The following is a 22687-nucleotide window of genomic DNA, read 5'->3' on the forward strand; positions in this document are numbered from 1 at the left end:
GCCGGGTTCCCAGGCGCTGCGCGCCTGGGAAGTGGCCCGGCTCGCTGCGCTCGGCGGGCGGGGCTTAGCCCCGCTAAGGCCCGGCCTTTGGCCGGGTCCCCTGGCGCTGGGCGCCAGGGGAAGAGATCCCACCTCGCTGGGCTCGGCGCAGCGAGGCTTTGCCTCGCTAGGGCCTGCCCTTCGGGCAGGTTTCCCAGGCGCTGCGCGCCTGGGGGAAGCGAGGCTCTGCCTCGCCAGGGCCGGCCTTCGGCCGGGCCCAGCCGCTCCGCGGCTGGGAAAGGGCCCTGCTTCGCTGCGGGCTGGTGGGTTTCGCTTGGTGGGACTTGAGCTCCCGAGCTTGGAAGCCACGGGATCAGCCGAGTTGGCAGCGGGTTTCGTTGATAAGGGTGGGCTTTGGTGGGCCGTGGGGGTTGTTTTGTTGGGGGCTTCAGGTGGTCTCAGATGGTCTGTCAGTTCTGTGGTGTTGTCAGACACCGTCAGATTGAACGTTCGGTTTGTCATGGCTTGGGGGTTGGGGGTGTGAGGGGTTGGTGACTTTTAGTTACCTGAAGAGAGTGGGAGGAGAGGTGGTTGGACGGGGAGGAGGAGTTCTCTTGTTGTGGGATGGAGTGGGGGAATTAGCAGGTCAGGGTGGTAGAGCGCTTTGTGCTGGAGGGTTTTTGGAAGGGGTTGGGGGTTGGTTGGAGTTTGCTTGAGGAGTGCTCAGCGTTATCTCGGGGAGGGGTGTGGGGGTGTTAACGGCGTTAATGGTTTGGGGGGTAGTGCTTCAAAGTGATCTGGGGATAGAGATAGGAATCAGTCAGATTCTGCGTGGTTATGGACACGCTGTCCGGTGGTTGTTTGGCGGGGGTCTGGGTGTTGGGGGGTCAGGGGAGTGGCTCTGCTTGGGGGTTCACGACGGAGTTCAGTGCGCGCAGCGCGGCAGGGGACGGCCTATAGAGGGTACGGAGATGCGTTTGCGCAGGTCAGGCGGGGTGCGGGGGGAAAGTTATGTCCCCTCAGGAGGGACATAACTCGGGCGATGTGTCGCTGGTGGGGGGACAGAGCGACGGCAAAACGTCAGGGAGACTGACGGTTTTTGGGCTAAAACGTCAGGGAGGCTGACGTTCTTCCGGAGATGTGTCGGTGAACTGCGTCGGTGCAGGGGTGGGTTGGGGGAGGGGGCCCGGTGGGGGCTGAGGGAGGGGGGTGGCTGAGATGTGTCCCTCCTGGGGGGACACAAGACACGCCGAACGTCAACGAGCGTGACATTAGTGTCACCCTTGTTGACATACTCTCTCTGCAGATCAACGAAGTGGAGAGCATCCTCGTGTCATCAGAGCCACAGCGCCGCCGGCCGAGTCCGTCGCGCGCGCCGCGTCCTGATCTCCCCGTTGATGACGCGATTTCGGCGTGGAGTCAGCCGCTGGCTCCGGTCAAGGACCTGGACAGTCTTGCCAGGCGGTATCCGAGCCGGAAGCTCACGCTGGACGGCGAGCGCAAGCCGCTGGAGTTCTACGGGACGCAGAGTCAGCCAAATGCGTTTTCGATGGACAGCCTGGAGTTCTTCCTGGTCATCGCGCAGTACTTCCGTGAAGCGCTGCCGTTGAGGCTGATCCTGCTGCTCATTGCTTGCCAACGGGCGGGGGGGCGGATTCCACTTACCCAGGAGGAGATGGCTACGATCCTTGACGTCAGTCGGACAAAGACGTCGGAGGCGCTGCACACCGTCATGTCTCATGGGATCGTCTTCAAGGTGCGGCGGGGTGTGTACCAGTTCAACCCGCCCTACAGTTACCGGGTGGCTGAGTTCATCCCGGGTACGGAGACGGCGGGTGAGTTCGTGAAGGTGGAGCAGCACAGCACCATCTCGCAGATTCGCAGCGATACGAGCCTGCCCGACCTGGTGCGGTTCCCGTCGCTGGACCACATGCGGCAGGCAATCGAGGAACTGCGGGCCGAACGGTCCAAAGAGCGCGCTGCACGTCGGCTGAGCCGGGCGCAGCGCAAGGAAGAAGGGACAGCTCAGTGAGCACCTTGCGATTCGCTGCGGTCAACGCCGACGGGCTTCTCTCCGACCTCGACCTTCCGCCTGCGGCGTACCGCGTGCTGCTGAAGCTGCGTTCGCTGAGCGAGCCCGGGGGGCGGATCCTCATCGATCAGGCCACCATCGGGGGGCTGCTGGAGCTGAGCCGGCCGAGCGTCAACGCCGCGCTGCGGAGCCTGGAGCTCGCGAAGCTGGTGCGGAAGGTCAGGAACGGGGTCTACCAGATCAATCCGATGCTGGCCGGGTACAACTCGTTCGAGGACGCCGTGGCCGCGGTCAACGGGATGCCGGCCGAGGAGCGGTTGGACGCGCGCGGGTACGTCGCGAGCTACCACGAGGCGGTGGCGGCGTACCAGGACCAGTTGGCCGAGCAGCGGAAGAAGCGGGCGGCGCAGGCCGCGGCGAAGAAGGCTGCGGAGTCGAAGCGGCGCAGGACGTTGCACGCCGTCGGGTAGTGCGGTCGCTGAGGGCCTCTGAGGGGGTCTCAGCGGCGTTGGAGGGCCCCGGGTTTATCCCGGGGCCCTCCTGGGTTTTCAGGGGCGCAGACGGGCTTGTGGGCCCTTTGGGTCTGCCGGAGGGAACGTCAGAACGCGAAGTCGACGTAGTCGATGTCGGTGAACTCGACCAGGAGGGCCGTGGCGCGGGCGCCGTTGTCCTTGAAGTAGATCTCCTGGAGCGCTTCGGCCGTGATGTGGCGGAGCTGGGCCTCGGTGGCGCCGGTGTCCTGGGCGGCGAAGAGGCGGCTCGCGTACTCGGGGGGCAGGTGCTGGGTGATGCGGCGCATGCGGCCGTCGTCGGTGGTGCCGGGGGCGGCGGTGAAACCGAAGCGGGCGCGGGTCTCGATGACCAGTCCGGTCGTGGCCGCGGCCTTGGCGCGGGCGCGCTTGCGGACCAGGGGCTGCCAGCGGCGGCGTACCTCCGCCTCCAGGCGGGCCGCGAGTTCCGGCTTGGGCTGCTTCAGCTGGTTCTTGACGTAGCGCTCCACCGTGCGTTGGGAGATGCCCAGGAGGCTCGCCGCCGATTTCGTGGACTTGAGCTGTTTCACCAGGAAGCGCATCTGGGCGCCCGCGGACCTGGGGATCGGGCGGGTGAAGTGGAGTTCGTCGGCCTTGGTGAGGCTGTCGGAGATGTCGGACATGGATTACTCGCCGTCTGCTGCTGCGTCGTGGCCCTTGATGTGGCGGGCGGGGTTGAGGCGTTCGTCGAGCATCTGCACGGCCCACAGGAGGGGCTGGGTGCCTTCGTGCTTGACCATGCCGGGGCTGACGCCGAGGCGGAAGCCGCCGGGGAGGGGCTTGCCCTCGGGGGTGTGGGGGAGGAAGTCGAGGGGGCCGGGGCCGTCGGAGAGGTAGACCGCGCAGTCGGAGAGGACCGCGATGGGGTGCAGGCCGGCCGCGGTGGCGAGCTTCTGCATCTTGCGGTGCATGTTCACGCGGGCCGTGGAGATGACGGCCGCGCGGATGTCGGGGCGCCAGGTGGGGCGTTCGAGGGCGGGCCAGGCTTCGCCGGGGCGGTAGCCGGCGCCCTGGGGGCGTTCGCGGAGCTTGCCGATGCCGCCCTTGACGGTCGACTTGATGGCGGACAGGACGGCCGTGGCGCTGCCCCGGGGGTGTTCCTTGTACGCGGCCATGGCCCGGAGGAACTCGGGCTCGGTGAGGGCCGGGGTGACACCGAGGTCGGCCATGGTCGCCAGGTAGGCGTCGCGGAGCCGGGTGTACCAGGCGTCGAGGTAGGGGCCGTTCTCGGGGCGGATCCAGGCCTCGGTGGGGTGGACGTCGTGGCCGAGCTCCTGGGCGTAGGCGAGGGTCGGGGTCGCGTACCAGGCGGGGCCGGTGGGCCGCTTGCCGTGCGGGGTGAAGGGGCTGGGGAGGCGCGGGTCGAGCTCGATCGAGGAGAGGTCCGCGAGCCAGCAGCCGGGGAGTTTGGGGTCGAAGCGGGGGGAGGTGGTGTGGATGGCCGGGCCGGTGCCGACCGGGAGGCGGTTCGCGGCCGCCGCGAAGGCCATGTTGACGTCGATGCCGACCGCGTGCGTGCGGGTGCACTCGGCGTCGGTGAGGAGTTCCGGGTCGCGGATCCAGTCGTACGCCTCCTCGTCGAGGACCTCGTCGGGGGTGCGCTGGTGGGCGCGGGGGTACAGGGCGGCGACCACGGGGTGTTCGTCGGGGGCCTCCGGCGGGGCCGGGTCGACGGCGCGGGTGAGCGATCCGGCGACGGGGGCGGAGACCCAGGTACGGGTGGCTTCGTCTCGGGCGGCGCGGGTGGGAGGGCGCAGGGCCGTCATGAGTTCCAGGCCCGTGACGGCGGTCGAACCGCGGGGGGTCAGGACGCGGGCGGCGTAGGTGGTCAGCAGCTCGGCGAGTTCGGGCGCGGGGAGGTCCGGGGTGTCCTCGCCCCAGGCGCGGGCGTCGAGGGCGCCCCAGGGAAGGACGGCGAGCTGAACGCACTGGCGGCCGGTGCCGGGGGTGGCGGGGCGGTAGACGCGGGCCCAGGGGCCGAAGCCGCGGCGGGTGAGCTGCCACTTGGCCTTGGCGAGCTGCTTCACGACGGGGTGGTGGTCGGGGAGGCGCAGGGCGCGGCGGTCTTCCAGGGTGAGGGGGAGACCGAGGGCCTCGGTGGCGGCGGGAGTGAGGACGAGGAGGGGGTCGCCGTCCTTGCCGTTGCGGTGGAGGCGGGGCGCGCGGAGGTCGGCGTCCGGGCCGAGGGCCCAGGTGATGAGGTCGGGCAGGCCGGAGGTCGGGTGGGGGAGGACGAGACCGCCGACGGCGTGGGCGTGGCCGATCCCGTCGAGGACGGCCAGGGGGCCGTGGCCGTCCAGGGGGAGGGGAGGCTTGGGGCGGGAGGTCCGGGGTGCGGGTGCCTGCGGCGCTCGGGGGCGGGGTGCCTGCTGGGGGGCGGGGGCCGGTGAGGGGTGGGTGACCGGGGGTGCGGGGTTGAGGGCGTTAACGGCGTTAACGGGTGCCGGGCTGGGGGGCGGGGTGGGGGTTTCCGCGTTAACGGCGTTAACGCCGTTAACGGTGGGGTCCGGGGTGGGCTCGGTGGGAGCCGCGGCGTTAACGCCGTTAACAGGGATGGTGTTCGGGGTTGGCTCGGGGGGTGTGTCGATGGGGGCCGGGGCCGGGGCCGGGGTGGGTTCGGTGGGTGTGGTGTTGGCGGCCTCGCCGGGGGCGGGGGGTGTGGGGGTGGCGGTGTTAACGCCGTTAATGGGGTGGAGGGCGGCGAGGCCTTCGAGGAGGCGGGCGTAGGCCGCGCGCTTCGGGGGGCGGGGGGCGGTGCGGCCGGTCTCCCAGGAGGTGACCGTCTCGCGGCGGACGGACAGGGCCTTGGCGATCTGGTCCTGGCTCAGACCGGCGGCCTCGCGCAGGCGCTTGCGTTCGTCCGGGTGGGGAAGCCCGTCCTGCGCGGCCGCCTCTTCCAGCAGGGCGTCGACCGCTGCGAAGAGGGCGGTCTGTTCGTTCATCTCGCTCATCACTACCTCCGGGTGCAGCTTATTTGAACCGCACTGTTGAACGCACATGAAACGCACGTGGGGGCGTTAACGGCGTTAACGCCGTTAACGGCGTTACGGCGTCACCGCCCCCGGCGTGGGTGCCCGGCTCAGATGCGCTGCATGAGCAGTTCGGTGACGGCCTTCAGGTCGTCCGGGGTGAGGTGGGCGGTGAGGGCGTCCGCGATGGTCTCCGGGGAGTGGGTGGAGATCGTGATGCGGGGGGACGGGGCGGGGGCGGGAGCCGGCTTCGGGGCGTTAACGGCGTTAACGCCGTTAACGGTCGGGGGCACCGGGCGGGTGCGCTGGCGCGGGGGGTTAACGGCGTTAATGGTCTCGTCGGCGGCCGCGGCCTGGTCCTCCTGGGGGAGGCGGCCGATGCGGCGGGCCGGCTCGACCTTGAGCTCGCCCGTCTCCACCTTCTCCTGGAGGGTGGGGGTCAGGTTGAGCAGGGTCAGGCGCTGGGAGACCCACGCCGCCGTCTTCCCGAGCCGCTTGGCGACCTGGGCCTGCGAGCCGTGGACTTCCACGAGTTCCTGGAGGGCGCGGGCCTGGTCCATGGGGGCCACGTCGACGCGGTGCACGTTGGCGATCAGTGCCGATTCGAGGATGTCCGCCGCGGAGGCGGACAGGGAGTCGTTCACGTGGATGTGCATCGTCTTGAGACCGGCGAGGTGGGCGGCGGCCAGGCGCCGGTTGCCGTCGATGACCACGTACGGGGCGCGGCCCAGGCCGTCGGTCTGGCCCGGGTGCGCCTCCATGAACGCCATGCGGGTGGCGACCGCGAGGGGCTGGAGCTGGCCGCGCACCGTGAGGGACTGGGCCAGCTCGTCGAGGTCCGTGAGGTCCTCGCGGAGGTTGAAGGGGTTGTGGGCGAGGGCCTCGATGGGCACCTCCGACGGGGGGACGACCCCGGAGGTCGGGGCGCCCGTCGCCTCGGCGATGGCCGCGCGGCGCGAGCTGACGCCGACCGGCTGGGCCCGGGCGAACGAAGCCGAGACTCCGAGTTTGTCGGCCTTGCTCATGAGATCTCCCTGGCGAGCGCGCGCAGGGCGACGGCCTGGTCGCCCTTGGGTGCGTAGACGAACAGCGGCTGCTTCACACGTACGGCTTCGCGCTGTTCCTTGAGGTCGGGGACGATCGCCACGACCCGCGGATCCTTTATGTCCATCCAGGCCTGGAGGGAGGAAGTGGCGATGTAGCCGCGGCGGCCGTCGTAGAGGTTCACGACGAGGCCGAGGTAGTCGATGTCGAGGCTGAGGTCGTCGCGCAGATCGTTGATCTGGGAGGTGAGCAGATCGTAGGCGTCGGCCGAGGAGTCCTCGGCCTGTACGACGATCAGGGCCCCGGAGGCGCCCGGCTGTTCGGCGTCGCGGCGGCGGCCGTAGTAGATGGCGGCGTCCATGCTGAGGCCGAGGCTGGGCGGGCAGTCGATGAGGATGACGTCGTAGTCGGACTCGACGGGGGCGAGGGCCCGTTCGAGGGCGGCCTCGCGGGCGCGGACGGTGGAGAGGCGGACGTCGAGCAGGAAGGCGTCCGTGCAGGCGGGCAGGATGTGCAGCCGGTCGCCGAAACGCTCGTCGGGGATGGCGACGATCAGGTCGGAGAGGGGCCCCTTGGCCTCGCCCGCCATGTGGCAGGTGAGGCTGTCGCCGCCGATGGGCAGCGGCTGCTGGCCGAGCTGCTTGGTGAGGTGGCCCTGCGGGTCGAAGTCGACGAGCAGGACGCGCATGCCGAGGCCCGGCAGGTCTTCGAGGTCCAGGGGCGTGGTGGTGGGCACCGCCTGGTCCGGGTGTTCCTGGCCCTCGGCCGGGACGAGGCGCGCCAGCTGGCGGGCGATGCGGACCGGGTGGAGGGTCGAGGGATCCTCCGCGAGGGCCTCCGCGGTGCCCGCGGTGACGGCCGTCTTTCCGACGCCGCCCTTCTGGTTGCACACGACGATGCGGCGCACGACCGCCGGCCGCTGGACGGTGGGGGCCGGGTTCATCTCCAGCCAGAGGCGCACCGCCTGGGCGAGGCCCTGGGTGAGGGAGACGCCGCGGTCCTTGGAGTCCGTACGGAACGACTCCCATTGGCCGACGGGCAGCCACGTCGAGAACGACTCGGCGCCGGAGGTGTCGACGGGGGAGGGGGCGGAGGCGAGGGCGCTCCAGTGGGCGATGCCCTGGTGGACGGCGTCCTGGATGTCGATCCGCAGCTGGGCGGTGCGGATCTTCAACTCCTGACGGAGCCACGGGGGGAGCTTGGAGACGACCTTGTCTCGGTCGTTCTGGGACGAGGGCGAAGTCATGAGAGGGACTTTACTAACGTTCTTGGGTGTTCGTGAGCGCCACGCCAGAGTTTTGCTAACGAAGTGGGCAAAGATGCGACAGGGCGGCCTCGCACCCGCCGTAGCGAGCACCCCCGTGGTTCACCACGGCGTGTGCGAGGCCGCCCTGTCGTACCGTCTGTCGTTCCGCCCTGTCGTGTCGTCAGCCGACCGCGACCGCCCCGGGGTTCTGGGAGCGGGAGTGCGGGATGTCGTCGGCCGGCGGGCAGAGCAGGGCCCGGCAGCCGGGCGAGCCCGAGGGGTCGAAGCGGGCGATGCGGTCGGCGGGCACGATGCCGGGGAGGAGGTGGTTCCACAGGTCGTCGACCCGGGCGTGCAGGTCCTCGCGGCCGGTGCGGACGTGGGAGGTGACCTGGATGCCGGTGAACGAGCCGACGATGAGCGTCGAGAGGTCGTACGTGTTGAGCGAGGGCAGTACGTCGCCGCGTTCCTGGGCCGGCGTCAGACAACCGTGGCAGGTGTCGATCCAGGTGTTGTAGGGCGACGGGTCGGGGTGCGTGAACGATCCGAACTCGATGACGAGGCGGATCCCGGCGCGGACGCGGACGTTGCTGCGCAGCCCGGACGCCATCTGGTGGGTCAGGTCGATGACGGTCTGGAGACCCGGGTCCTCGATCTCGGGGACCCCCTCGGCCACCTGGAACTGCTCGTCGATCAGGGTGCGGGCGAGGGCTTCCTTGGACTGGAAGTGGAAGTACAGGGCGCCCTTGGTCACTCCGGCGTGCTTGACCACGTCGCTGAGGCTGGTGCCGCCGAAGCCGCCGTGATCGAAGGCGATGGCCGCCCCGTCGAGGATGGCCTGCCGGGTGATCTCGGCTCGTCCCTGCCTGACCCTCGCCACGTGGGTTCTCCTGATGCCAGTCCTGTCCGGTGGTACGGGCTCAATGTAGTGCTGCCGCCTCAAAGAAAACCAGTCGCCAAGTACTTTTATGGCAGCGGGAGGTGGGGGTTTGGGAGCGACTGGGAGGGTTTGCGGTGTTACTTATTGCTGGGCTTCCGGGCATGGGGGAGGGCCGGCGGTGTTAACGCCGTTAAGTGGGGGAGTGGGTTCCGATTAACGGCGTTAACGCCGTTAACGGTGATACGGGGGCGAGCGTTAACGGCGTTAACGCCGTTAACGGTGGGGGAGGGTCAGCGGGTGGTCCAGCCGCCGTCCACCGAGAGGGTGGTGCCGACGACGAACGACGCGCGTTCGCTGCAGAGCCAGGCCGCGGCTTCGGCGATCTCCTCCGGCTCCGCGATGCGGGGCAGGACGGCCGAGTTGAGGAGGATCTGCTCCATGTCCGGGTTCTGCTGGAGCCAGAAGTCGATCAGCTCGCTGCGGGTGGTGCCCGGCGCGATGGCGTTGATGCGGATGTTCTGGTCCGCGTACTCGGAGGCGGCGGCCTTGGTCAGGCCCAGGACCGCGTGCTTGGAGGCGATGTACGGGGACGCGGCGGGGGTCGCGACGAGACCCGCGGTGCTGCTGTTGTTGACGATGGCGCCGCCGCCGGACTCCAGCATGGCGCGGATCTCGTGGCGCATGCAGTGCCAGACGCCGCGGACGTTCGTGTCCATGACGGTGTCGTACGCCTCCTCGTCGAGGAGGTGCATGGGGGCGGGAACGGTACCCGTACCCGCGTTGTTGAAGGCGGCGTCCAGCCGGCCGAAAGCGGTCACCGCGGTCTCGACGGCGCGGGCCACGTCCTCGGAACGCGAGACGTCGCCGACGACGTAGCGAGCCTGGTGGCCCGCGGCGCGGAGCTCTTCGGTCAGCTCCGCCAGCTCCGCCTCGCGGCGGGCCATGAGGGTGACCGACGCACCCTCCCGGCAGAACACGCGTGCAGCAGCGGCGCCGATCCCGGCGCTCGCTCCGGTGATCAACGCAGATCTACCCGCAAGCGTTCCCGTGCTGTCCGTCGTCATCATCCGGTGAACGTAACACGGCAACCTTGAACAGAGTGATCCCTGGTCAGAAGCTATTACGTACCCGTTGACCGGTTGTGCGTTCAGGGGCTCCGGCGATAGTCCGGCCTGCCTCCGGCGGCGGCGCCGACTGTGGCCGCCTGGATCCAGAACCCCTGTTCCGGGGATGACCGCGAATGCGGCGAATGCGGTGTGTGGAGCCCCCAATGGTCAAGCAGGAGCGTGCGGCACGCACGCGGGAATCCCTGGTGCGCGCTGCCGCCGAGGTGTTCACCGAGGAGGGTTTCGCCACCGCCTCGATCGCCGGGATCAGCGGAAGGGCGGGGGTGACCTCGGGCGCCCTCCACTTCCACTTCAGCGGCAAGGACGAACTCGCCTCGACGGTCGAAGGGCGCGCCGCCGCCGCGCTGCGGGTGATCATCCGCACGGCCGGGGAACCGGGCCGCTCCGGCAACCCGCTGACCGTGCTGGTCGATTCGACGTACACGCTGATGGCGCTGCTCGCCGGGGACGTCGTCGTACGCGCCGGCTTCGCGCTGTCCGCCGACGTCACCCACCGCAGCCGGGTCGACCTGCGCGGCCAGTGGCGGGAATGGACCGGCGAGCTGATCGAGGCCGCCGGCCGGCGGGGGCTCCTCGCCGAGGGCGTCACCCCGCGGGACGTGACGCCGGCGGTGGTCGCCTCGCTCGTAGGGCTGGAGGTGCTGGGCACCGCCGACCCCGACTGGTTCGCGGCCCCCACCCTCACCCGGGTCTGGTCCGTCCTCCTCCCCGGCATCTCCGGGAAGGAACACGGACCGGAAGACCGCCCAGACGAGCACGAAACAAACTGAACGGTTTGATTTAATCCCCCTCTTGGGTGTTAGATGGCCCTGCTGAGAGCCGGTCCGAGAGGGGGAGCGTCCCCCGCGGAACGCCTGCGTTTCAGTTAAAACCCCAGGTCAAGGTCACTTTTCGAGCGTAACCGGAGTGCCTTCACGGGAAAAACGGCGCAACCGGTTTTGTATTGACAAACCGCTGGGACTGTTTTCTACTGAATCTTGCGACTCATCCAAGGACAGGGGAGTACGACGTGGACATCGATGTACTGGGCGCACTGGCCGTGCGGGAGAACGGAATCTCCATCACGCCGACCGCCCCCAAGCCCCGGCAGGTCCTGGCCCTCCTGGCCCTCCATGCCGACCAGGTCGTGCCGGTCTCGGCGCTGATCGAGGAACTGTGGGGCGTCGAGCCGCCGCGCAGCGCCCGCACCACCCTGCAGACGTACGTGCTCCAGCTGCGCGCGCTCATCGCGACCGCCCTGGAGGGCGGCGACGGCACGCGGACCGCGAAGGACGTACTGGTCACCCTGCCCGGCGGCTACCTGCTCAGCAGCGGCGGCGGGACCAGCGACGTGCGCGAGTTCGACCGCCTCGCCGGCATGGGATACCGGGCGATGGACGCGGGCGACGCCGCGGGCGCGGCGCGGCTGCTGCGGGAGGCCCTCGCCCTCTGGTCGGGGCCGGCCTTCGCCGACGTGCACGGCGGGGTACAGCTCGACATGGAGACGCGCCGTCTCGACGAGACCCGGCTGTGCGCCCTCGACCAGCGGATCGAGGCCGACATGAAGCTGGGCCGCCACCGGGAGCTCCTCGCCGAGCTGACCGTCCTGGCGAGCCGCTACCGCACGCACGAGAACCTGCACGGGCAGTTCATGCTCGCCCTGCACCGCTCCGGCCGCCGCGGCGAGGCGCTGGACGTGTACAAGCGGCTGCGCGCCACGCTCGTACGGGACCTCGGCCTGGAGCCGTCGCCCGCGCTGCGCCGGCTGCAGCGGTCGATCCTGATGGCCGGCCCGGAGGGCATGGCGCCCGCCGTGCCCCTGGCCGCCGGGACGGGAGCGCGGTCGGAGCGGCTCGTGCGGGCCTGAGCCGGCGCCGGTGCCGACCGGAGCCGGGGTGGGGACAGGGCGTGGACGCAGCGGGGGCGGAAGGAGACGGAGCGGTGCAGGAGAGGTCGGAGCGGACCCGTAGGCGGTTGGTCTTCGCCGGGGCCGAGATGTTCCACCGCAACGGATACGCCAACGCGACGCTCGGCGAGATCGCGGGCGCGGCCGGGGTGACGAAGGGGGCGCTGTACTTCCACTTCGCCTCCAAGGACGAGCTCGCCGACGCCGTACAGCAGCGCGGGTGCGGGCTGTTGCACGAAGCGGTGCGCGGCCTGCGGGAGAGCGGAGCCTCCCCCTTGCAGGCGCTGATCGACACGACGCACTGGCTGGCGCGGATGCTGCACGAGGACCCGGCGATCCCGGCGAGCTTCCGCATCACGAAGGAATGCGCGGGACAGCACCTGACGGCCGTGGACTTCCACGGGGCCTGGCTGACCGCGGTCAGCGAACTGCTGCGGATGGCGCGGGACACCGGCGAACTGCCGGTGGACGAACCCCCCGCCGGCATCGGTACCGGCGCGGGCGACGGGGACGGGATGCCGGCCGTGGACCGCTGGGAGAGCGCCGAGGCACTGGTGGCCGCCGCGCTCTGCGGGATCGAGGTACTGGCCGGAACCGGGCTGTCGTACTGGGAACTCCAGCGGAAGGTGGCCGCCCTGTGGGGGCTGCTGCTGCCGAGCCTGGTGGGCGAAGAGCGGGTCGGGGAGTACCGGACGGGCGCAGTCGGCGCGCGCACCCGCGCGATCGGTGTGGAAAGGCGCTACGAGTTCCTGGGGACCGGGGCGTAGCCGCCACCGCGGCCGTCCGCGCGGAGCCGGGCAATGAGTGATTGTTTTCGCAGGTCAAGGTAAGTCGGAAGCGATCGAGGCGACTCGACGGAGTGCGGAGGGGGAGACCGTGAGGATTCAGGTTCTGGGTCCGTTGAGCGCCGAGGTCAACGGAGATTCGATCGTGCCGACGGCGGGCAAGCCGCGGCAGATCCTGGCCCTCCTGTCGCTGTATCCGGGGCGGGTGATGCCGGTGCCGACCCTCATGGAGGAGATCTGGGGCCAGAACCTGCCGCAGAGCGCGCTGACCACCCTGCAGACGTACGTGCTCCAGCTGCGCCGCAGGCTCGGCACCGCCATGGGGCCCGGCCGGCCCGGGGGTGCCAAGGAGGTGCTCACGACACGGCACGGCGGCTACCTGCTCCAGGTGCCGCCGGAATCCGTGGACGTGCACTCCTACGACACGCTGGTCGCGCGGGGACAGGCCGCCTTCGACGACGGCGACGACGAGGGCTCGGCGAAACTGCTGCGGGAAGCCCTCGCGCTGTGGCAGGGACCCGCGCTCGTCGACGTACGCGTGGGGCCGGTCCTGGAGATCGAGGTGCTGCGGCTGGAGGAGAGCCGCCTGGTCACGATGGAGCGGCGCATCGACGTCGACCTGAGACTGGGCAGGCACACCGAGCTCCTCGCCGAGCTGACCGAGCTGACCGCGCGGCACCCGCAGCACGAGGGCATGCACTCGCAGATGATGGTGGCGCTGTACCGGTCCGGCCGGCAGGCGGCGGCCCTGGACGTGTTCCGCCGGCTGCGCCAGCGGCTCATCGGGGACCTGGGCGTAGAGCCGTCCCCGCAGTTGCAGCGGCTGCACCAGGCGATGCTCGCGGTGGACCCGGCGCTGGACGTCGCGGCGGGACCGAAGCGGGGCTCGACCTTCGACCTGTACGCGGCCTGACCCGGGCCCCGGGCCGCCGGGGCCGGGTGGCATCGTGGGGGCATGGAAGATCTTGGCGGGGAACTGGTTCCGTTCCGGCTCGACGTGCCGCAGGAGGACCTCGACGACCTCGCGGCGCGGCTGCGGCGCGTGCGGTGGCCCGACGAACTCGACGGGGCCGGGCGGGACTACGGGATCCCGCTGGCCGAGGTCCGCGAGCTCGTACGGTACTGGCGCGAGGAGTACGACTGGCGGGCCGCCGAGGCACGGCTGAACGACTGGCCGCAGTTCACCACCGTCATCGACGGCACCCGGGTGCACTTCGCGCACCTGCGCTCCCCCGAACCGGACGCCACACCGCTGCTGATGACCCACGGCTGGCCCGGATCGTTCGTCGAGTTCCAACGGGTCGCGGGCCCGCTGACCGATCCGCGGGCGCACGGCGGGGACCCCGCCGACGCCTTCCACCTGGTGCTCCCCAGCATTCCCGGCTTCACCCTGTCCGGACCCACCACCGAGCGGGGCTGGGAGTTCAAGCGGGTCGCCCGCGCCTTCGCCGTACTGATGGAACGGCTCGGCTACCCGGCGTACGGGGTCCAGGGCGGTGACTGGGGAGCCGCGATCTCGCGCGAACTCGGCCGCATCCGGCCCGAGCGGGTCATCGGCGTGCACCTCAACCTGATCCCCGGCGCCGGCGCCACCACCGAGCCCACCGAGGCGGAACTGGCCCCGCTGAGCCCCGCCGAACGGGACCGCACGCGGGCCTCCTGGGAGCGGTACCGCGTCTGGGCGCGGGAACGGCAGGGCTACGCCGACATCCAGGCGACCCGGCCGCAGACCCTCGCGTACGCGCTGAACGACTCCCCGGCCGGGCTGCTCGCCTGGATCGGCGAGAAGTTCGCCGAGTGGAGCGACCCGCGCTGCCTCCTCGACCGGGACCGCACGCTCACGAACGTGATGCTCTACTGGCTCACCGGGACGGCCGGTTCCGCCGCCCGCATCTACTACGAGCGGGCCCACGCGGACCACCACGGGAAGCCGCCCGAGGTGTCGGCCACCCCGACCGCGCTCGCGGACTTCCCCCGGGACAACTTCATCCCGCTGCGGCACGTCGCCGCGCGCACCGACTCGATCGTGCGCTGGACCTCCTACGACCGGGGCGGGCACTTCCCCGCCATGGAGGTGCCGGACCTGCTGGTGGACGACATCCGCGGCTTCTTCCGGGAGCTCGCCGCGTCCGGCCGGACGTCCGGCATGTGAAACTCCGCGAGGGGCCGCCCGTACGGGTGTGATCATCACCCGGTGAACGACGAACAGCGGACCCGGCCCGTACTGACCGGCGACGAACGCGAGACCCTCACCAGCGTCCTGCAGTGGCAGCGCGACACCCTGATGATGAAGTGCGCGGGACTGACCCCCGAGCAGCTGCGGCGCAAGGCCGTGCCCCCGTCGGAACTCAGCCTGCTCGGGCTGGTACGCCACCTCGCGGAGGTCGAGCGCGGCTGGTTCCGCAACGTCGTGGGCGGCGAGGACGTACGCGGCTACTTCCCGCAGAACGAGGCCGGGGAGCGGACGGAGTTCCACGTCGAGGACGCGGACCCGCAGGAGTCCTTCAGGATCTGGGAGGACACCTGCGCGCGCTCCCGGGCCGTCGTGGCCGCGGCGGAATCCCTCGACGTGCAGGGCCGGTACGAGGACCAGGGGTACTCCCTGCACTACGTGCTGGCGCACATGATCGAGGAGTACGCCCGGCACAACGGGCACGCCGACCTGCTGCGCGAGGCGATCGACGGGACCACCGGGGAGTAGCCGCCGGCGGGCGGGCCGCCCCTCAGAACCGGGGGCCCGGGCGGTGGGCCCGTCAGGCCGGGGCGGTGCCGGTGCGGTCCACGGCGTCCAGCGCCACCTGCCAGGGGAAGTGCGGCGGGGCGTCCGGTCCGGCCGGGCCGGGCACGAACCCGCCCTCACCGTAGAGGAGTTCGGCGCCCGCGCCGCGCAGCACCGCCAGCGACTGCTCGAACTGGGGATGCGCGGCGAGCGCGGCGTTCGTACAGGGCATGGCGACCACCGGGGTGCCCTTGCCGAGGGCCTCGGCGGCGACGCCGACGACGAAGCGGTCGGTGAGGCCGAGGGCCCAGGCGTTGACGGAGTTGAAGGTGGCGGGCGCGAACAGCAGGGCGTCCGCGGCCGGCCACACGTCCGGCTCCCCGGGCATCTTGTACTGCCAGCGCACCGGATTGCCGGTCAGCGCGGCGAGACCGTCGAGGCTCCCGGACACCCACCGCGCCGCCGTCGGGGTCAGGCCCACGCACACGTCCCAGCCGCGCGACTGGGCGTCCTCGATCACGTGGGCCACGTCGAAGACGGGCGGGGCGGCGGAACAGAGCAGGTAGAGAGTCCTCGTCATACGGACATGTGATCACATTCCTTGTCCGCGGCCGCCCTTGAGGGGGCACCGGAGCAAGTTTCCGGAGCCGCGCGAAGTTTTCGCCGCGGCACCGATGAGTTCCGGGCGGAGGGCCGGTCATACATCCGAGAGCGGCGGACGAACCGCGCGCGCAGCGGAAGGAAACCGGACGTGACCGAGCCTGTGAAGGGCCCCGCGAGCTACTTCCCCTCCATCGAGAAGAAGTACGGCCGTCCCGTCGAGGAGTGGAAGACGCTCATCCGCTCTTCGCCGCTGACCCGGCACATGGAGCTCGTCTCCTGGCTCAAGGCCGAGCACGGCATCGGGCACGGCCACGCCAACGCGCTGGTCGCCCACACCCTCGCGGAGGAGGGGCAGCACGCGGAGCGGTAGCGGCGTGCGGGGCGGTGGACGCACGCGTATGCGGGTGAGCTCCTCGGCCATGTTCCGTCTCGCGGAGCGGCGGTTGACTGAGGGCATGACGAAGAACGAGAACGAGACGACGAACGAGATGACGAACGACCTCACCGCCGCTGACGCTTCCGTCGGAGGGCCGCTCACCCTCGTCATCGGGGGCAACGGCAAGACCGGCCGGCGGGTCGCGCAGAAGCTGTCCCTCCAGGGCCGGGCGGTCCGCATCGGGTCGCGCGGCGGCGCACCCGCCTTCGACTGGCACGAGCCCGCCACCTGGGGGCCGGCGCTGGAAGGCGTCGACCGGGTGTACGTCACCTACCACCCCGACCTCGCCTTCCCCGGGGCGGCCGAGCAGGTCGGCGCGTTCGCCGAGGTGGCCGTGGCCGCCGGAGCCGGCCGGCTGGTGCTGCTGTCCGGGCGGGGCGAGGAGGCCGCCGAGCACAGCGAACACCTGCTGAAAGCCTCCGGCGCGGACTGGACCGTGGTCCGCGCCAGCTGGTTCAACCAGAACTTCGACGAGAGCTTCTTCCTGGACGCCGTACGGGCCGGGGAGATCGCCCTGCCGACGGCCGACGCCGTCGAACCCTTCGTCGACGCCGACGACATCGCCGACGTGGTGGTGGCCGCGCTCACCGACGACCGGCACGTCGGCAGGACGTACGAGCTGTCCGGACCGCGCCTGCTCGGCTTCACCGAGGTGGCCGCCGAACTGTCGCGGGCGACCGGCCGGGAGATCGCCTACGTCCCGGTGCCGGACGCCGAATACCGGGCGGTGCTGCGCGAGCACGGTCTGCCCGAGGACTTCGCCGACCTGTTCGCGCTGATCCTGGACGGGCGCAACGCGCACCTGGTCCACGGTGTCGAGGAGGTCCTGGGGCGCGCGCCGAAGGACTTCGCGGACTACGCCCGCGAGGCGGCCGCCACCGGCGTCTGGGACGTCTGAGCCGGTGAGGGCGGAGCGCGCGACGGGGAGGATGGGGGCATGGACACGCTGACCGGACTGCTCGACGGGCCCAAGGCCCGCGGCGCCTTCCTGCTGAAGTCCGTCTTCGACCCGCCCTGGTCGCTGCGGGTCGAGGACCGGGCCCCGCTGTCGGTGATGACACCGGTGCGGGGAGCGGCCTGGCTGCTGCCCGACGGGGGCGAGCCGGTCCTGGTCGGGCCGGGTGACGTGGCCGTCGTACGCGGACCCGTGCCGTACACCCTCGCGGACGCCCCGGACACTCCGGTGCGGGTCACCGTCGGCCCCGACCAGCGGTGCAGCACCGGGGACGGCGAGGACGTCACCGACAGCATGGCGCTGGGCGTGCGCACCTGGGGCGCACCGGCCGTCGGCCCCCGGTCGGTGGTGCTGCTGAGCGGTACCTACCAGGCGCCCAGCGAGATCGGACGGCGGCTGCTGGGCGCCCTGCCCACGGTGCTGGTACGCCCCGCGGGCACCGCGGACGCCACCTTGATCACGCTGCTGGCCTCGGAGGTGTCCCGGGACGAGCCGGGTCAGGAGATCGTCCTCGACCGGCTGCTCGACCTGCTGCTGATCGGGGTCCTGCGGGCCTGGCTCGCCGCACCCGGAGCGGGGGCTCCGGCCTGGTACCGGGCCCAGGGCGACCCCGTCGTGGGGGTGGCGCTGCGGCTGCTGCACGAGAACCCCGCGCACGGCTGGACGGTCGCGGAACTCGCGCGCAAGGCCGGGGTGTCGCGGGCCTCGATGGCCCGCCGCTTCACGGGACTCGTCGGGGAGCCGCCGGTCGCCTACCTGACGGGCTGGCGCATCGCACTGGCCGCCGACCTGCTGCGCGAGCCGGACGCCACGGTCGCGACGGTGGCCCGCCGGGTCGGCTACGGCAGCCCCTTCGCGCTGTCGGCGGCCTTCAAGCGGGTACGGGGGGTCAGCCCGCAGGAGTTCCGGGCGGGGGCGGCTCCGCTCACGGCGGTACCGGGGCGCACCGTGGTGCTCCCCTGAGGAGTGCCGTCCGCCCGTGTCCTCTGGCGGTCAGACGAGGGGGAGGACGCCCACCGTCTGGTCGCCGCTGAGCTCGCCCGTCACCTGGAAGCCCAGCCCCAGGTAGAAGGGCTCGGGCGTGCCTTCGGCACCGCTCCAGCAGACGTAGGCCTCGGCCGCGCCGCGGTCACGGAGCTCCCGCAGGACGGCCCGCACCGCGAACCGGCCGTAGCCCTTGCCCTGGTGGCCGGCGGCGACGTTCAGCCGCCAGATGCCGGAGCGCCGTTCGTCCGGGTCCTTCGCGGGGTTCCACACGATGTCGACGAAGGCCATGACGAAGCCGACCACCTCGTCGCCGTCCACGACGGCCCGCGGCCAGGCCACCGGTCCGTGGACGTAGGCCTCCGCCAGCGATTTCACGACGGGGGAGACGAGGTGCTCCTGGGCCGGGGCGACGCGTACCGCGCACACCGCTTCGAAGTTCTCCTCGGTGACGGGCACCAGACGGAGTGATGAGCTGATCATGTTCTCAGCGTACGGTCCGGCGCGGGCCGCCATAAACTGGTGACCTGGCACCACGGCACCGGCGGAAGGCAGCAGTTGACACCCGAGCGGATCCTCGTGACGGGCGGCGCCGGCTTCGTCGGCTCCCACGTGAGCGCCCTGCTGTCGGCGGGCGACGGGCCCGCGCTGCGGCTGCTCACCCATCACCGGCACGCACCGGCCGGCGCGGACGCAGCCGAGGTCGTGACCGGCGACCTCACCGATCCGGCCTCGCTGCGCGGGATCTGCGAGGGCGTCACCACCGTCCTGCACCTCGCCGCCCGCATCGGCGGCACCGAGGAGGAGTGCCGGGCGGTCAACGCCGAAGGGACCCGCGCGCTGCTGGCGGAAGCCGCGCGGGCCGGCGTACGGCGCTTCGTGCAACTGGGCACCGCCGCCGTGTACCGGGACGTTCCGCACCGGGGCGAGGCCGAGGGGGAGCTGGAGGAACGGCCCTCCTCCGCGACCAGCGTCACGCGGCTGGAGGGCGAGCGGATGGTCCTCGCGGCGGGCGGAACGGTGCTGCGTCCGCACCTCGTCTACGGTCGTGGCGACATCTGGCTTGTTCCCGCACTGGTGCAGCTGATGGGAAGGCTGCCGAACTGGGTGGACGGCGGCCGTGCGCGGATCTCGATGATCTCCGTGGACGCGCTCGCGGGAGCCGTCGCGGACCTGGCCCGGCTGCCCGAAGTGCCCGGTGGGCAGGTGCTGCACGCGAGTCATCCGGAGCCCGTGACCTCCCGGGAGCTGATCACCACCGTCGGGCGGGCGCTCGGAATGCCCCTGCCGGAGGGCGACATCACCCTCGACGAGGCGCTGGAGCGGATGGGGGCGGCCGGCGATCCGGCCACCCGGCGCAGGCTCTCCCTGCTGACCACCGACCACTGGTACGACAGCGGGGCGCTGTGGAAGCTGGTCGGTGCCGGACCCGGGCCGCGGCTTCCGGACGGGTTCGAGGCGTACGCCCCCTGGTACAGGGAGCGGCTGGGGCTCTGACCGGTCCGTGGGGGGCGGGGCCGCGGGGGTTCAGACGGTTCCGGTGACGGTGGCCTCGAAGGTCTTCACCTCGCCCTGGTACCCGGTGACCTGGACCACGCGGACGGCAGGGTCCGTCGAGTGGGCGAGCTCGGTCTCGATCCAGCAGGGGAGTTCGAGCTCGGCGTAGTTGTGGAAGAAGGTGTCGATGCCGGTCGGCTTGAAGGGTTCACCTTCCAGGACACCGCAGGACGCCTGGCGGGCGGCCTCGATCAGGACCATGCCCGGGTGGTGGTCGTTGGGGTGCTCGAAGAGGACCGGGTGCCCGAAGTTGGGGCTGAGCAGCCAGCGGCCCGGCCGGTCGCCGGCGGAGAGGACCACGTCGGACGGGAAGACCCGGCCGGCCAGCTCGGCGGGGACCGGGGCCGGGCGCGGGTCCGAGCGGAGCGCCGCGGAGGACGCGGTCGCGTAGTCCCCGCGCAATCTGCGGTAGACCGCCGGGGACACGCAGCTGAAGAGCCCCGTACCGGTGGCGGCGATCCGGTCTCCCCTCCGGATCGTCACCTCGATGAAGCCCGAGAAGCGGTTGCCCTGCCAGGCGAAGTCCCGGCAGACCACGATCATTTCGAGATCGCTGGGGCTGGCGCCTATGAGCATTTCGGCGGGTTCGGTCTTGAAACCGAGGCTCCAGACCAGTGCGTTGTGGGTGAGGGGCACGCCGTACTCGGCGTGGGCCAGCAGGAGGGCCGACTGGCGGATGGTCTCCGCGGCCTGCACCGGGTCGTGGCTGAGACCGTCCGCACTCGTGAAGAAGGTGTGGGCCCGGGGCCACTGGGCGCTCACCCGGAAGACGTCGTCGCCGATGCGCTCGTAACCCGTCAGGAACACCTCGGCGACCGCGCTCCGGTGGACGTACTCGCGGGGAACGGTGCTGGTGAGCGGCTGGGTGTCGTTACAGCGCGTCGTCCACTGACCGCCCGCCGTGCGCGGGGTAGCCGGTGCGGTGATGTTGTTCTCGAACGTGAGCAGGGTCATGGACCTCTCCGCAGAGCCGAGGTGACGGATGAAACGAGCACTCTGAAGACGTAAGATACGTACTCTCCGGTTTTATTTGCAAGGAAATACGGCGTTCCACTTATCGAACGCGCCCCCGTCGAACCCGGGCGGGGACGGCGGCCCGCATGCCACGCCCGCACTTCGGCCGCAGGCCGCACAGGGGTAACTGCGGGGTAGGAGGCCTATCAGAGGGGTGGTCGAGAGGGGGGTAAATCAAGCCATGTGGGCCAGATAAAGAACCGACCAGGCGGTTGTTTCACAGGGTGACTGCGAGTCATCTTCGAGCGGGCACCCGGCGCCGGTGGGCCTTCATGATCAACAAACCCGTCACCGCGCGTGTCCTTCAGGGGGAGTGGAGGGTGGCTCGCGCGCGTGTAGGCGTTATGGTTTGCGGGTTGATAAAATACGGACCTTCTGGTTGGTTTCAATGGGGGGAGGGGGTCCTCTAGGGGATCCGTCCGTAGTTCACCCACTGTGTATCGGAGGCATCGTGGCACGTCAGGAGCGTGCAGTGCGCACGCGTCGTGTGATCTTGGAAGCGGCAGCGGCAGTCTTCGACGAACGGGGCTTCGAGGCCGCGACCATCGCGGACATCCTCGCCAAGGCCGGGGTCACCAAGGGCGCGCTCTACTTTCACTTCGCCTCGAAGCAGGACCTCGCACGCGGCATCCTCGACGAGCAGTTCACCGAGGGGACCGTCCCGCCGCGCGAGGTCAAGCTCCAGGAACTCTTCGACCTCGGCATGGTGCTCGCGTACCGGGTGCGCCACAACCCCCTGCTCAGCGCGGGTACCAGGCTGTCCCTCGGGCCGGACATGCGCGAGATCTTCGGCGGCGGATCCGTGCCCGGCTGGATCCAGGTGACCGAGGACGTGATCCTCCAGGCCAAGGCACAGGGGGAGCTGCTCCCCCACGTGAACACCGCCGAGGCGGCCTGGGCCCTGTCCGCCGGCTGGGCGGGGGTGCAGATCTACTCGCAGACCCTGACCGACCGCGCGGACATCGAGTACCGGGTCTCGGTCTTCTACCAGCACTTCTACCCGAGCATCGCGGTGCCCGCCGTGCTGGCGAGGCTGGATCTGGGGGCCAACCGGGGTTCGCAGGTGGCGGCGGAGATCAGGCTGCTGGACGAGGCGGCCGCGGCCGCGTCGGTCGAGGAGCACGCCCACACCTGAGCCGGGCTCGAGGAGGACTCAGATCCGCTTCGACGATCGGCACAGAACATGGGCGGACGTCCAGCCCACGGCAAACCGCTAGGGCGGTTTGTGGAGTTCTCATGGTCAAGCAGGAACGTGCTGCCCGCACGCGTGAGGTCCTGGTCCGTGCCGCCGCCGAGGTGTTCGCCGAGGAGGGGTTCGTCACCGCCTCCATCGCGGCCATCAGCAAGCGCGCCGGCGTCAGCGCCGGCGGGCTGCACTTCCACTTCGGGAGCAAGACCGCGCTGGCGGAAGCCGTGGCGCACCGCGCCTCCGCGACCCTGCGCACGATCACGGTGTCCCGGAGCTCCGGCGGCAACGCCCTCCAGGCGCTCGTCGACTCCACGCACGAGCTCATGGAGCTGCTGGCCCGCGATCCCGTCGTCAGCGCGGGCTTCGGGCTCTGCGCGGGCACCGGGGCGGTCACCCTGACCGCCCGCGGCGGCGGAGCCGGATGGGACCTGCGCGTGCAGTGGCAGCGCTGGGTCGAGTCCATGTTCCGGGCCGCCCACGAGGAAGGCCGGCTGGCCGACGGGGTGTCCCCGCGGTCGGCGGCCGCCGCCGTCGTGGCGGCGATGGTCGGTTTCGGGGTCCTCGGAGCCGGCGAACCCCACCGCTTCGGACCCTCTTCCGTCACCCGGTACTGGCAGCTGGTGCTCCCGCGGATCGCCGCGCACGGCTCGCTCGGGGAGCTGCTCCCCGCCGGATCCGGCTCGGCCCGTACGTCCCACGCGACCTAGATCAATGCGACCGGATGGCCGGACCAGTCGGTTGGTTCTGGCGCCC

Annotated in this window: 23 protein-coding genes; 14 read left to right on the top strand and 9 right to left on the bottom strand. The window is 70.9% G+C overall.

Going from position 1 to position 22687, the window contains the following annotated elements:
* Nucleotides 1-1294 precede the first annotated feature (1294 nt).
* Nucleotides 1295-2011, top strand: a complete 717-nt coding sequence (locus tag ABZZ17_RS26895; protein ID WP_030242136.1) for a hypothetical protein — start codon at nucleotides 1295-1297, stop codon at nucleotides 2009-2011.
* A complete protein-coding gene (locus ABZZ17_RS26900) occupies nucleotides 2008-2481 on the top strand; it encodes a MarR family transcriptional regulator (protein ID WP_356879392.1) in 474 nt (157 codons plus the stop codon). The genes ABZZ17_RS26895 and ABZZ17_RS26900 overlap by 4 nt, the downstream gene beginning before the upstream one ends.
* Nucleotides 2482-2609: 128 nt before the next feature.
* Here the strand turns inward: ABZZ17_RS26900 and ABZZ17_RS26905 are convergent, their stop codons facing one another.
* From ABZZ17_RS26905 to ABZZ17_RS26930, 6 genes are all read right to left on the bottom strand, one after another.
* The gene (locus ABZZ17_RS26905; protein ID WP_356879393.1) at nucleotides 2610-3164 is read right to left on the bottom strand and encodes an XRE family transcriptional regulator; all 555 of its coding nucleotides are present in this window, start codon (nucleotides 3162-3164) and stop codon (nucleotides 2610-2612) included.
* Between the two features lie 3 nt (nucleotides 3165-3167).
* Complete coding sequence (locus ABZZ17_RS26910) at nucleotides 3168-5483, bottom strand: helix-turn-helix domain-containing protein (protein ID WP_356879515.1); 2316 nt, start codon at nucleotides 5481-5483, stop codon at nucleotides 3168-3170.
* Between the two features lie 137 nt (nucleotides 5484-5620).
* The gene (locus ABZZ17_RS26915) at nucleotides 5621-6535 is read right to left on the bottom strand and encodes a ParB/RepB/Spo0J family partition protein (RefSeq protein WP_356879395.1); all 915 of its coding nucleotides are present in this window, start codon (nucleotides 6533-6535) and stop codon (nucleotides 5621-5623) included.
* Entirely contained in the window at nucleotides 6532-7800 is a 1269-nt protein-coding gene (locus tag ABZZ17_RS26920; protein WP_356879397.1) for a ParA family protein, read from the bottom strand. Before ABZZ17_RS26920 ends, ABZZ17_RS26915 begins: the two co-directional genes overlap by 4 nt.
* Nucleotides 7801-7981: 181 nt before the next feature.
* On the bottom strand, nucleotides 7982-8680 hold the full coding sequence (locus ABZZ17_RS26925) for a ScbR family autoregulator-binding transcription factor (RefSeq protein ID WP_356879399.1): 699 nt from the start codon (nucleotides 8678-8680) through the stop codon (nucleotides 7982-7984).
* Nucleotides 8681-8970: 290 nt separating this feature from the next.
* A complete protein-coding gene (locus tag ABZZ17_RS26930) occupies nucleotides 8971-9744 on the bottom strand; it encodes a glucose 1-dehydrogenase (protein ID WP_356879517.1) in 774 nt (257 codons plus the stop codon).
* A gap of 206 nt (nucleotides 9745-9950) precedes the next feature.
* Here ABZZ17_RS26930 and ABZZ17_RS26935 point away from each other — a divergent pair, with 206 nt between their 5' ends.
* The 6 genes from ABZZ17_RS26935 (at nucleotide 9951) to ABZZ17_RS26960 (ending at nucleotide 15178) form a co-directional block, all read left to right on the top strand.
* Nucleotides 9951-10577: a ScbR family autoregulator-binding transcription factor gene (locus ABZZ17_RS26935; protein ID WP_356879401.1), complete on the top strand. Its 627-nt coding sequence runs from the start codon at nucleotides 9951-9953 to the stop codon at nucleotides 10575-10577.
* Nucleotides 10578-10816: 239 nt separating this feature from the next.
* A complete protein-coding gene (locus tag ABZZ17_RS26940; RefSeq protein ID WP_356879403.1) occupies nucleotides 10817-11653 on the top strand; it encodes an AfsR/SARP family transcriptional regulator in 837 nt (278 codons plus the stop codon).
* Nucleotides 11654-11727: 74 nt separating this feature from the next.
* Nucleotides 11728-12459, top strand: a complete 732-nt coding sequence (locus tag ABZZ17_RS26945) for a ScbR family autoregulator-binding transcription factor (RefSeq protein WP_356879405.1) — start codon at nucleotides 11728-11730, stop codon at nucleotides 12457-12459.
* A 109-nt stretch (nucleotides 12460-12568) separates the two neighbouring features.
* Nucleotides 12569-13390 (top strand): AfsR/SARP family transcriptional regulator, encoded by an 822-nt coding sequence (locus tag ABZZ17_RS26950; RefSeq protein WP_356879407.1) that lies wholly within the window; start codon nucleotides 12569-12571, stop codon nucleotides 13388-13390.
* Nucleotides 13391-13432: 42 nt separating this feature from the next.
* Nucleotides 13433-14629: an epoxide hydrolase family protein gene (locus tag ABZZ17_RS26955; protein ID WP_356879409.1), complete on the top strand. Its 1197-nt coding sequence runs from the start codon at nucleotides 13433-13435 to the stop codon at nucleotides 14627-14629.
* Between the two features lie 42 nt (nucleotides 14630-14671).
* Complete coding sequence (locus ABZZ17_RS26960) at nucleotides 14672-15178, top strand: DinB family protein (protein WP_356879411.1); 507 nt, start codon at nucleotides 14672-14674, stop codon at nucleotides 15176-15178.
* Between the two features lie 52 nt (nucleotides 15179-15230).
* Here the strand turns inward: ABZZ17_RS26960 and ABZZ17_RS26965 are convergent, their stop codons facing one another.
* Nucleotides 15231-15776: a flavoprotein gene (locus ABZZ17_RS26965; protein ID WP_356879413.1), complete on the bottom strand. Its 546-nt coding sequence runs from the start codon at nucleotides 15774-15776 to the stop codon at nucleotides 15231-15233.
* A 171-nt stretch (nucleotides 15777-15947) separates the two neighbouring features.
* Between ABZZ17_RS26965 and ABZZ17_RS26970 the strand changes: the two genes are divergently transcribed.
* The 3 genes from ABZZ17_RS26970 to ABZZ17_RS26980 all read left to right on the top strand — a co-directional run bounded on the left by ABZZ17_RS26970 (nucleotide 15948) and on the right by ABZZ17_RS26980 (nucleotide 18153).
* On the top strand, nucleotides 15948-16169 hold the full coding sequence (locus ABZZ17_RS26970) for a DUF4287 domain-containing protein (protein WP_356879415.1): 222 nt from the start codon (nucleotides 15948-15950) through the stop codon (nucleotides 16167-16169).
* Between the two features lie 118 nt (nucleotides 16170-16287).
* The gene (locus tag ABZZ17_RS26975) at nucleotides 16288-17133 is read left to right on the top strand and encodes an NAD(P)H-binding protein (RefSeq protein ID WP_356879519.1); all 846 of its coding nucleotides are present in this window, start codon (nucleotides 16288-16290) and stop codon (nucleotides 17131-17133) included.
* Between the two features lie 39 nt (nucleotides 17134-17172).
* The gene (locus ABZZ17_RS26980; protein ID WP_356879417.1) at nucleotides 17173-18153 is read left to right on the top strand and encodes an AraC family transcriptional regulator; all 981 of its coding nucleotides are present in this window, start codon (nucleotides 17173-17175) and stop codon (nucleotides 18151-18153) included.
* Between the two features lie 30 nt (nucleotides 18154-18183).
* Here the strand turns inward: ABZZ17_RS26980 and ABZZ17_RS26985 are convergent, their stop codons facing one another.
* The gene (locus tag ABZZ17_RS26985; RefSeq protein WP_356879419.1) at nucleotides 18184-18657 is read right to left on the bottom strand and encodes a GNAT family N-acetyltransferase; all 474 of its coding nucleotides are present in this window, start codon (nucleotides 18655-18657) and stop codon (nucleotides 18184-18186) included.
* Between the two features lie 39 nt (nucleotides 18658-18696).
* Here ABZZ17_RS26985 and ABZZ17_RS26990 point away from each other — a divergent pair, with 39 nt between their 5' ends.
* Nucleotides 18697-19671, top strand: coding sequence for an NAD(P)-dependent oxidoreductase (locus ABZZ17_RS26990; protein ID WP_356879421.1), 975 nt, complete (start codon nucleotides 18697-18699; stop codon nucleotides 19669-19671).
* A 30-nt stretch (nucleotides 19672-19701) separates the two neighbouring features.
* Here the strand turns inward: ABZZ17_RS26990 and ABZZ17_RS26995 are convergent, their stop codons facing one another.
* Nucleotides 19702-20685 carry a ScbA/BarX family gamma-butyrolactone biosynthesis protein gene (locus tag ABZZ17_RS26995; RefSeq protein WP_356879423.1) on the bottom strand — a complete coding sequence of 328 codons (984 nt, stop codon included), beginning with the start codon at nucleotides 20683-20685 and terminating at the stop codon, nucleotides 19702-19704.
* A 532-nt stretch (nucleotides 20686-21217) separates the two neighbouring features.
* Between ABZZ17_RS26995 and ABZZ17_RS27000 the strand changes: the two genes are divergently transcribed.
* Nucleotides 21218-21880 carry a ScbR family autoregulator-binding transcription factor gene (locus tag ABZZ17_RS27000; RefSeq protein WP_356879425.1) on the top strand — a complete coding sequence of 221 codons (663 nt, stop codon included), beginning with the start codon at nucleotides 21218-21220 and terminating at the stop codon, nucleotides 21878-21880.
* Nucleotides 21881-21981: 101 nt separating this feature from the next.
* Nucleotides 21982-22641: a ScbR family autoregulator-binding transcription factor gene (locus ABZZ17_RS27005; RefSeq protein ID WP_356879427.1), complete on the top strand. Its 660-nt coding sequence runs from the start codon at nucleotides 21982-21984 to the stop codon at nucleotides 22639-22641.
* Nucleotides 22642-22687 lie beyond the last annotated feature (46 nt).

It is taken from the genome of Streptomyces sp. NPDC006512 (genome assembly GCF_040611935.1).
GTDB lineage: Bacteria > Actinomycetota > Actinomycetes > Streptomycetales > Streptomycetaceae > Streptomyces.

Coding starts and splice junctions, on each gene's coding strand:
- ABZZ17_RS26905 (WP_356879393.1), bottom strand. CDS start 3,164: ATGTCCGACATCTCCGACAGCCTCACCAAGGCCGACGAACTCCACTTC.
- ABZZ17_RS26910 (WP_356879515.1), bottom strand. CDS start 5,483: ATGAACGAACAGACCGCCCTCTTCGCAGCGGTCGACGCCCTGCTGGAA.
- ABZZ17_RS26915 (WP_356879395.1), bottom strand. CDS start 6,535: ATGAGCAAGGCCGACAAACTCGGAGTCTCGGCTTCGTTCGCCCGGGCC.
- ABZZ17_RS26920 (WP_356879397.1), bottom strand. CDS start 7,800: ATGACTTCGCCCTCGTCCCAGAACGACCGAGACAAGGTCGTCTCCAAG.
- ABZZ17_RS26930 (WP_356879517.1), bottom strand. CDS start 9,744: ATGACGACGGACAGCACGGGAACGCTTGCGGGTAGATCTGCGTTGATC.
- ABZZ17_RS26935 (WP_356879401.1), top strand. CDS start 9,951: ATGGTCAAGCAGGAGCGTGCGGCACGCACGCGGGAATCCCTGGTGCGC.
- ABZZ17_RS26955 (WP_356879409.1), top strand. CDS start 13,433: ATGGAAGATCTTGGCGGGGAACTGGTTCCGTTCCGGCTCGACGTGCCG.
- ABZZ17_RS26965 (WP_356879413.1), bottom strand. CDS start 15,776: ATGACGAGGACTCTCTACCTGCTCTGTTCCGCCGCCCCGCCCGTCTTC.
- ABZZ17_RS26975 (WP_356879519.1), top strand. CDS start 16,288: ATGACGAACGACCTCACCGCCGCTGACGCTTCCGTCGGAGGGCCGCTC.
- ABZZ17_RS26980 (WP_356879417.1), top strand. CDS start 17,173: ATGGACACGCTGACCGGACTGCTCGACGGGCCCAAGGCCCGCGGCGCC.
- ABZZ17_RS26985 (WP_356879419.1), bottom strand. CDS start 18,657: ATGATCAGCTCATCACTCCGTCTGGTGCCCGTCACCGAGGAGAACTTC.
- ABZZ17_RS26995 (WP_356879423.1), bottom strand. CDS start 20,685: ATGACCCTGCTCACGTTCGAGAACAACATCACCGCACCGGCTACCCCG.
- ABZZ17_RS27005 (WP_356879427.1), top strand. CDS start 21,982: ATGGTCAAGCAGGAACGTGCTGCCCGCACGCGTGAGGTCCTGGTCCGT.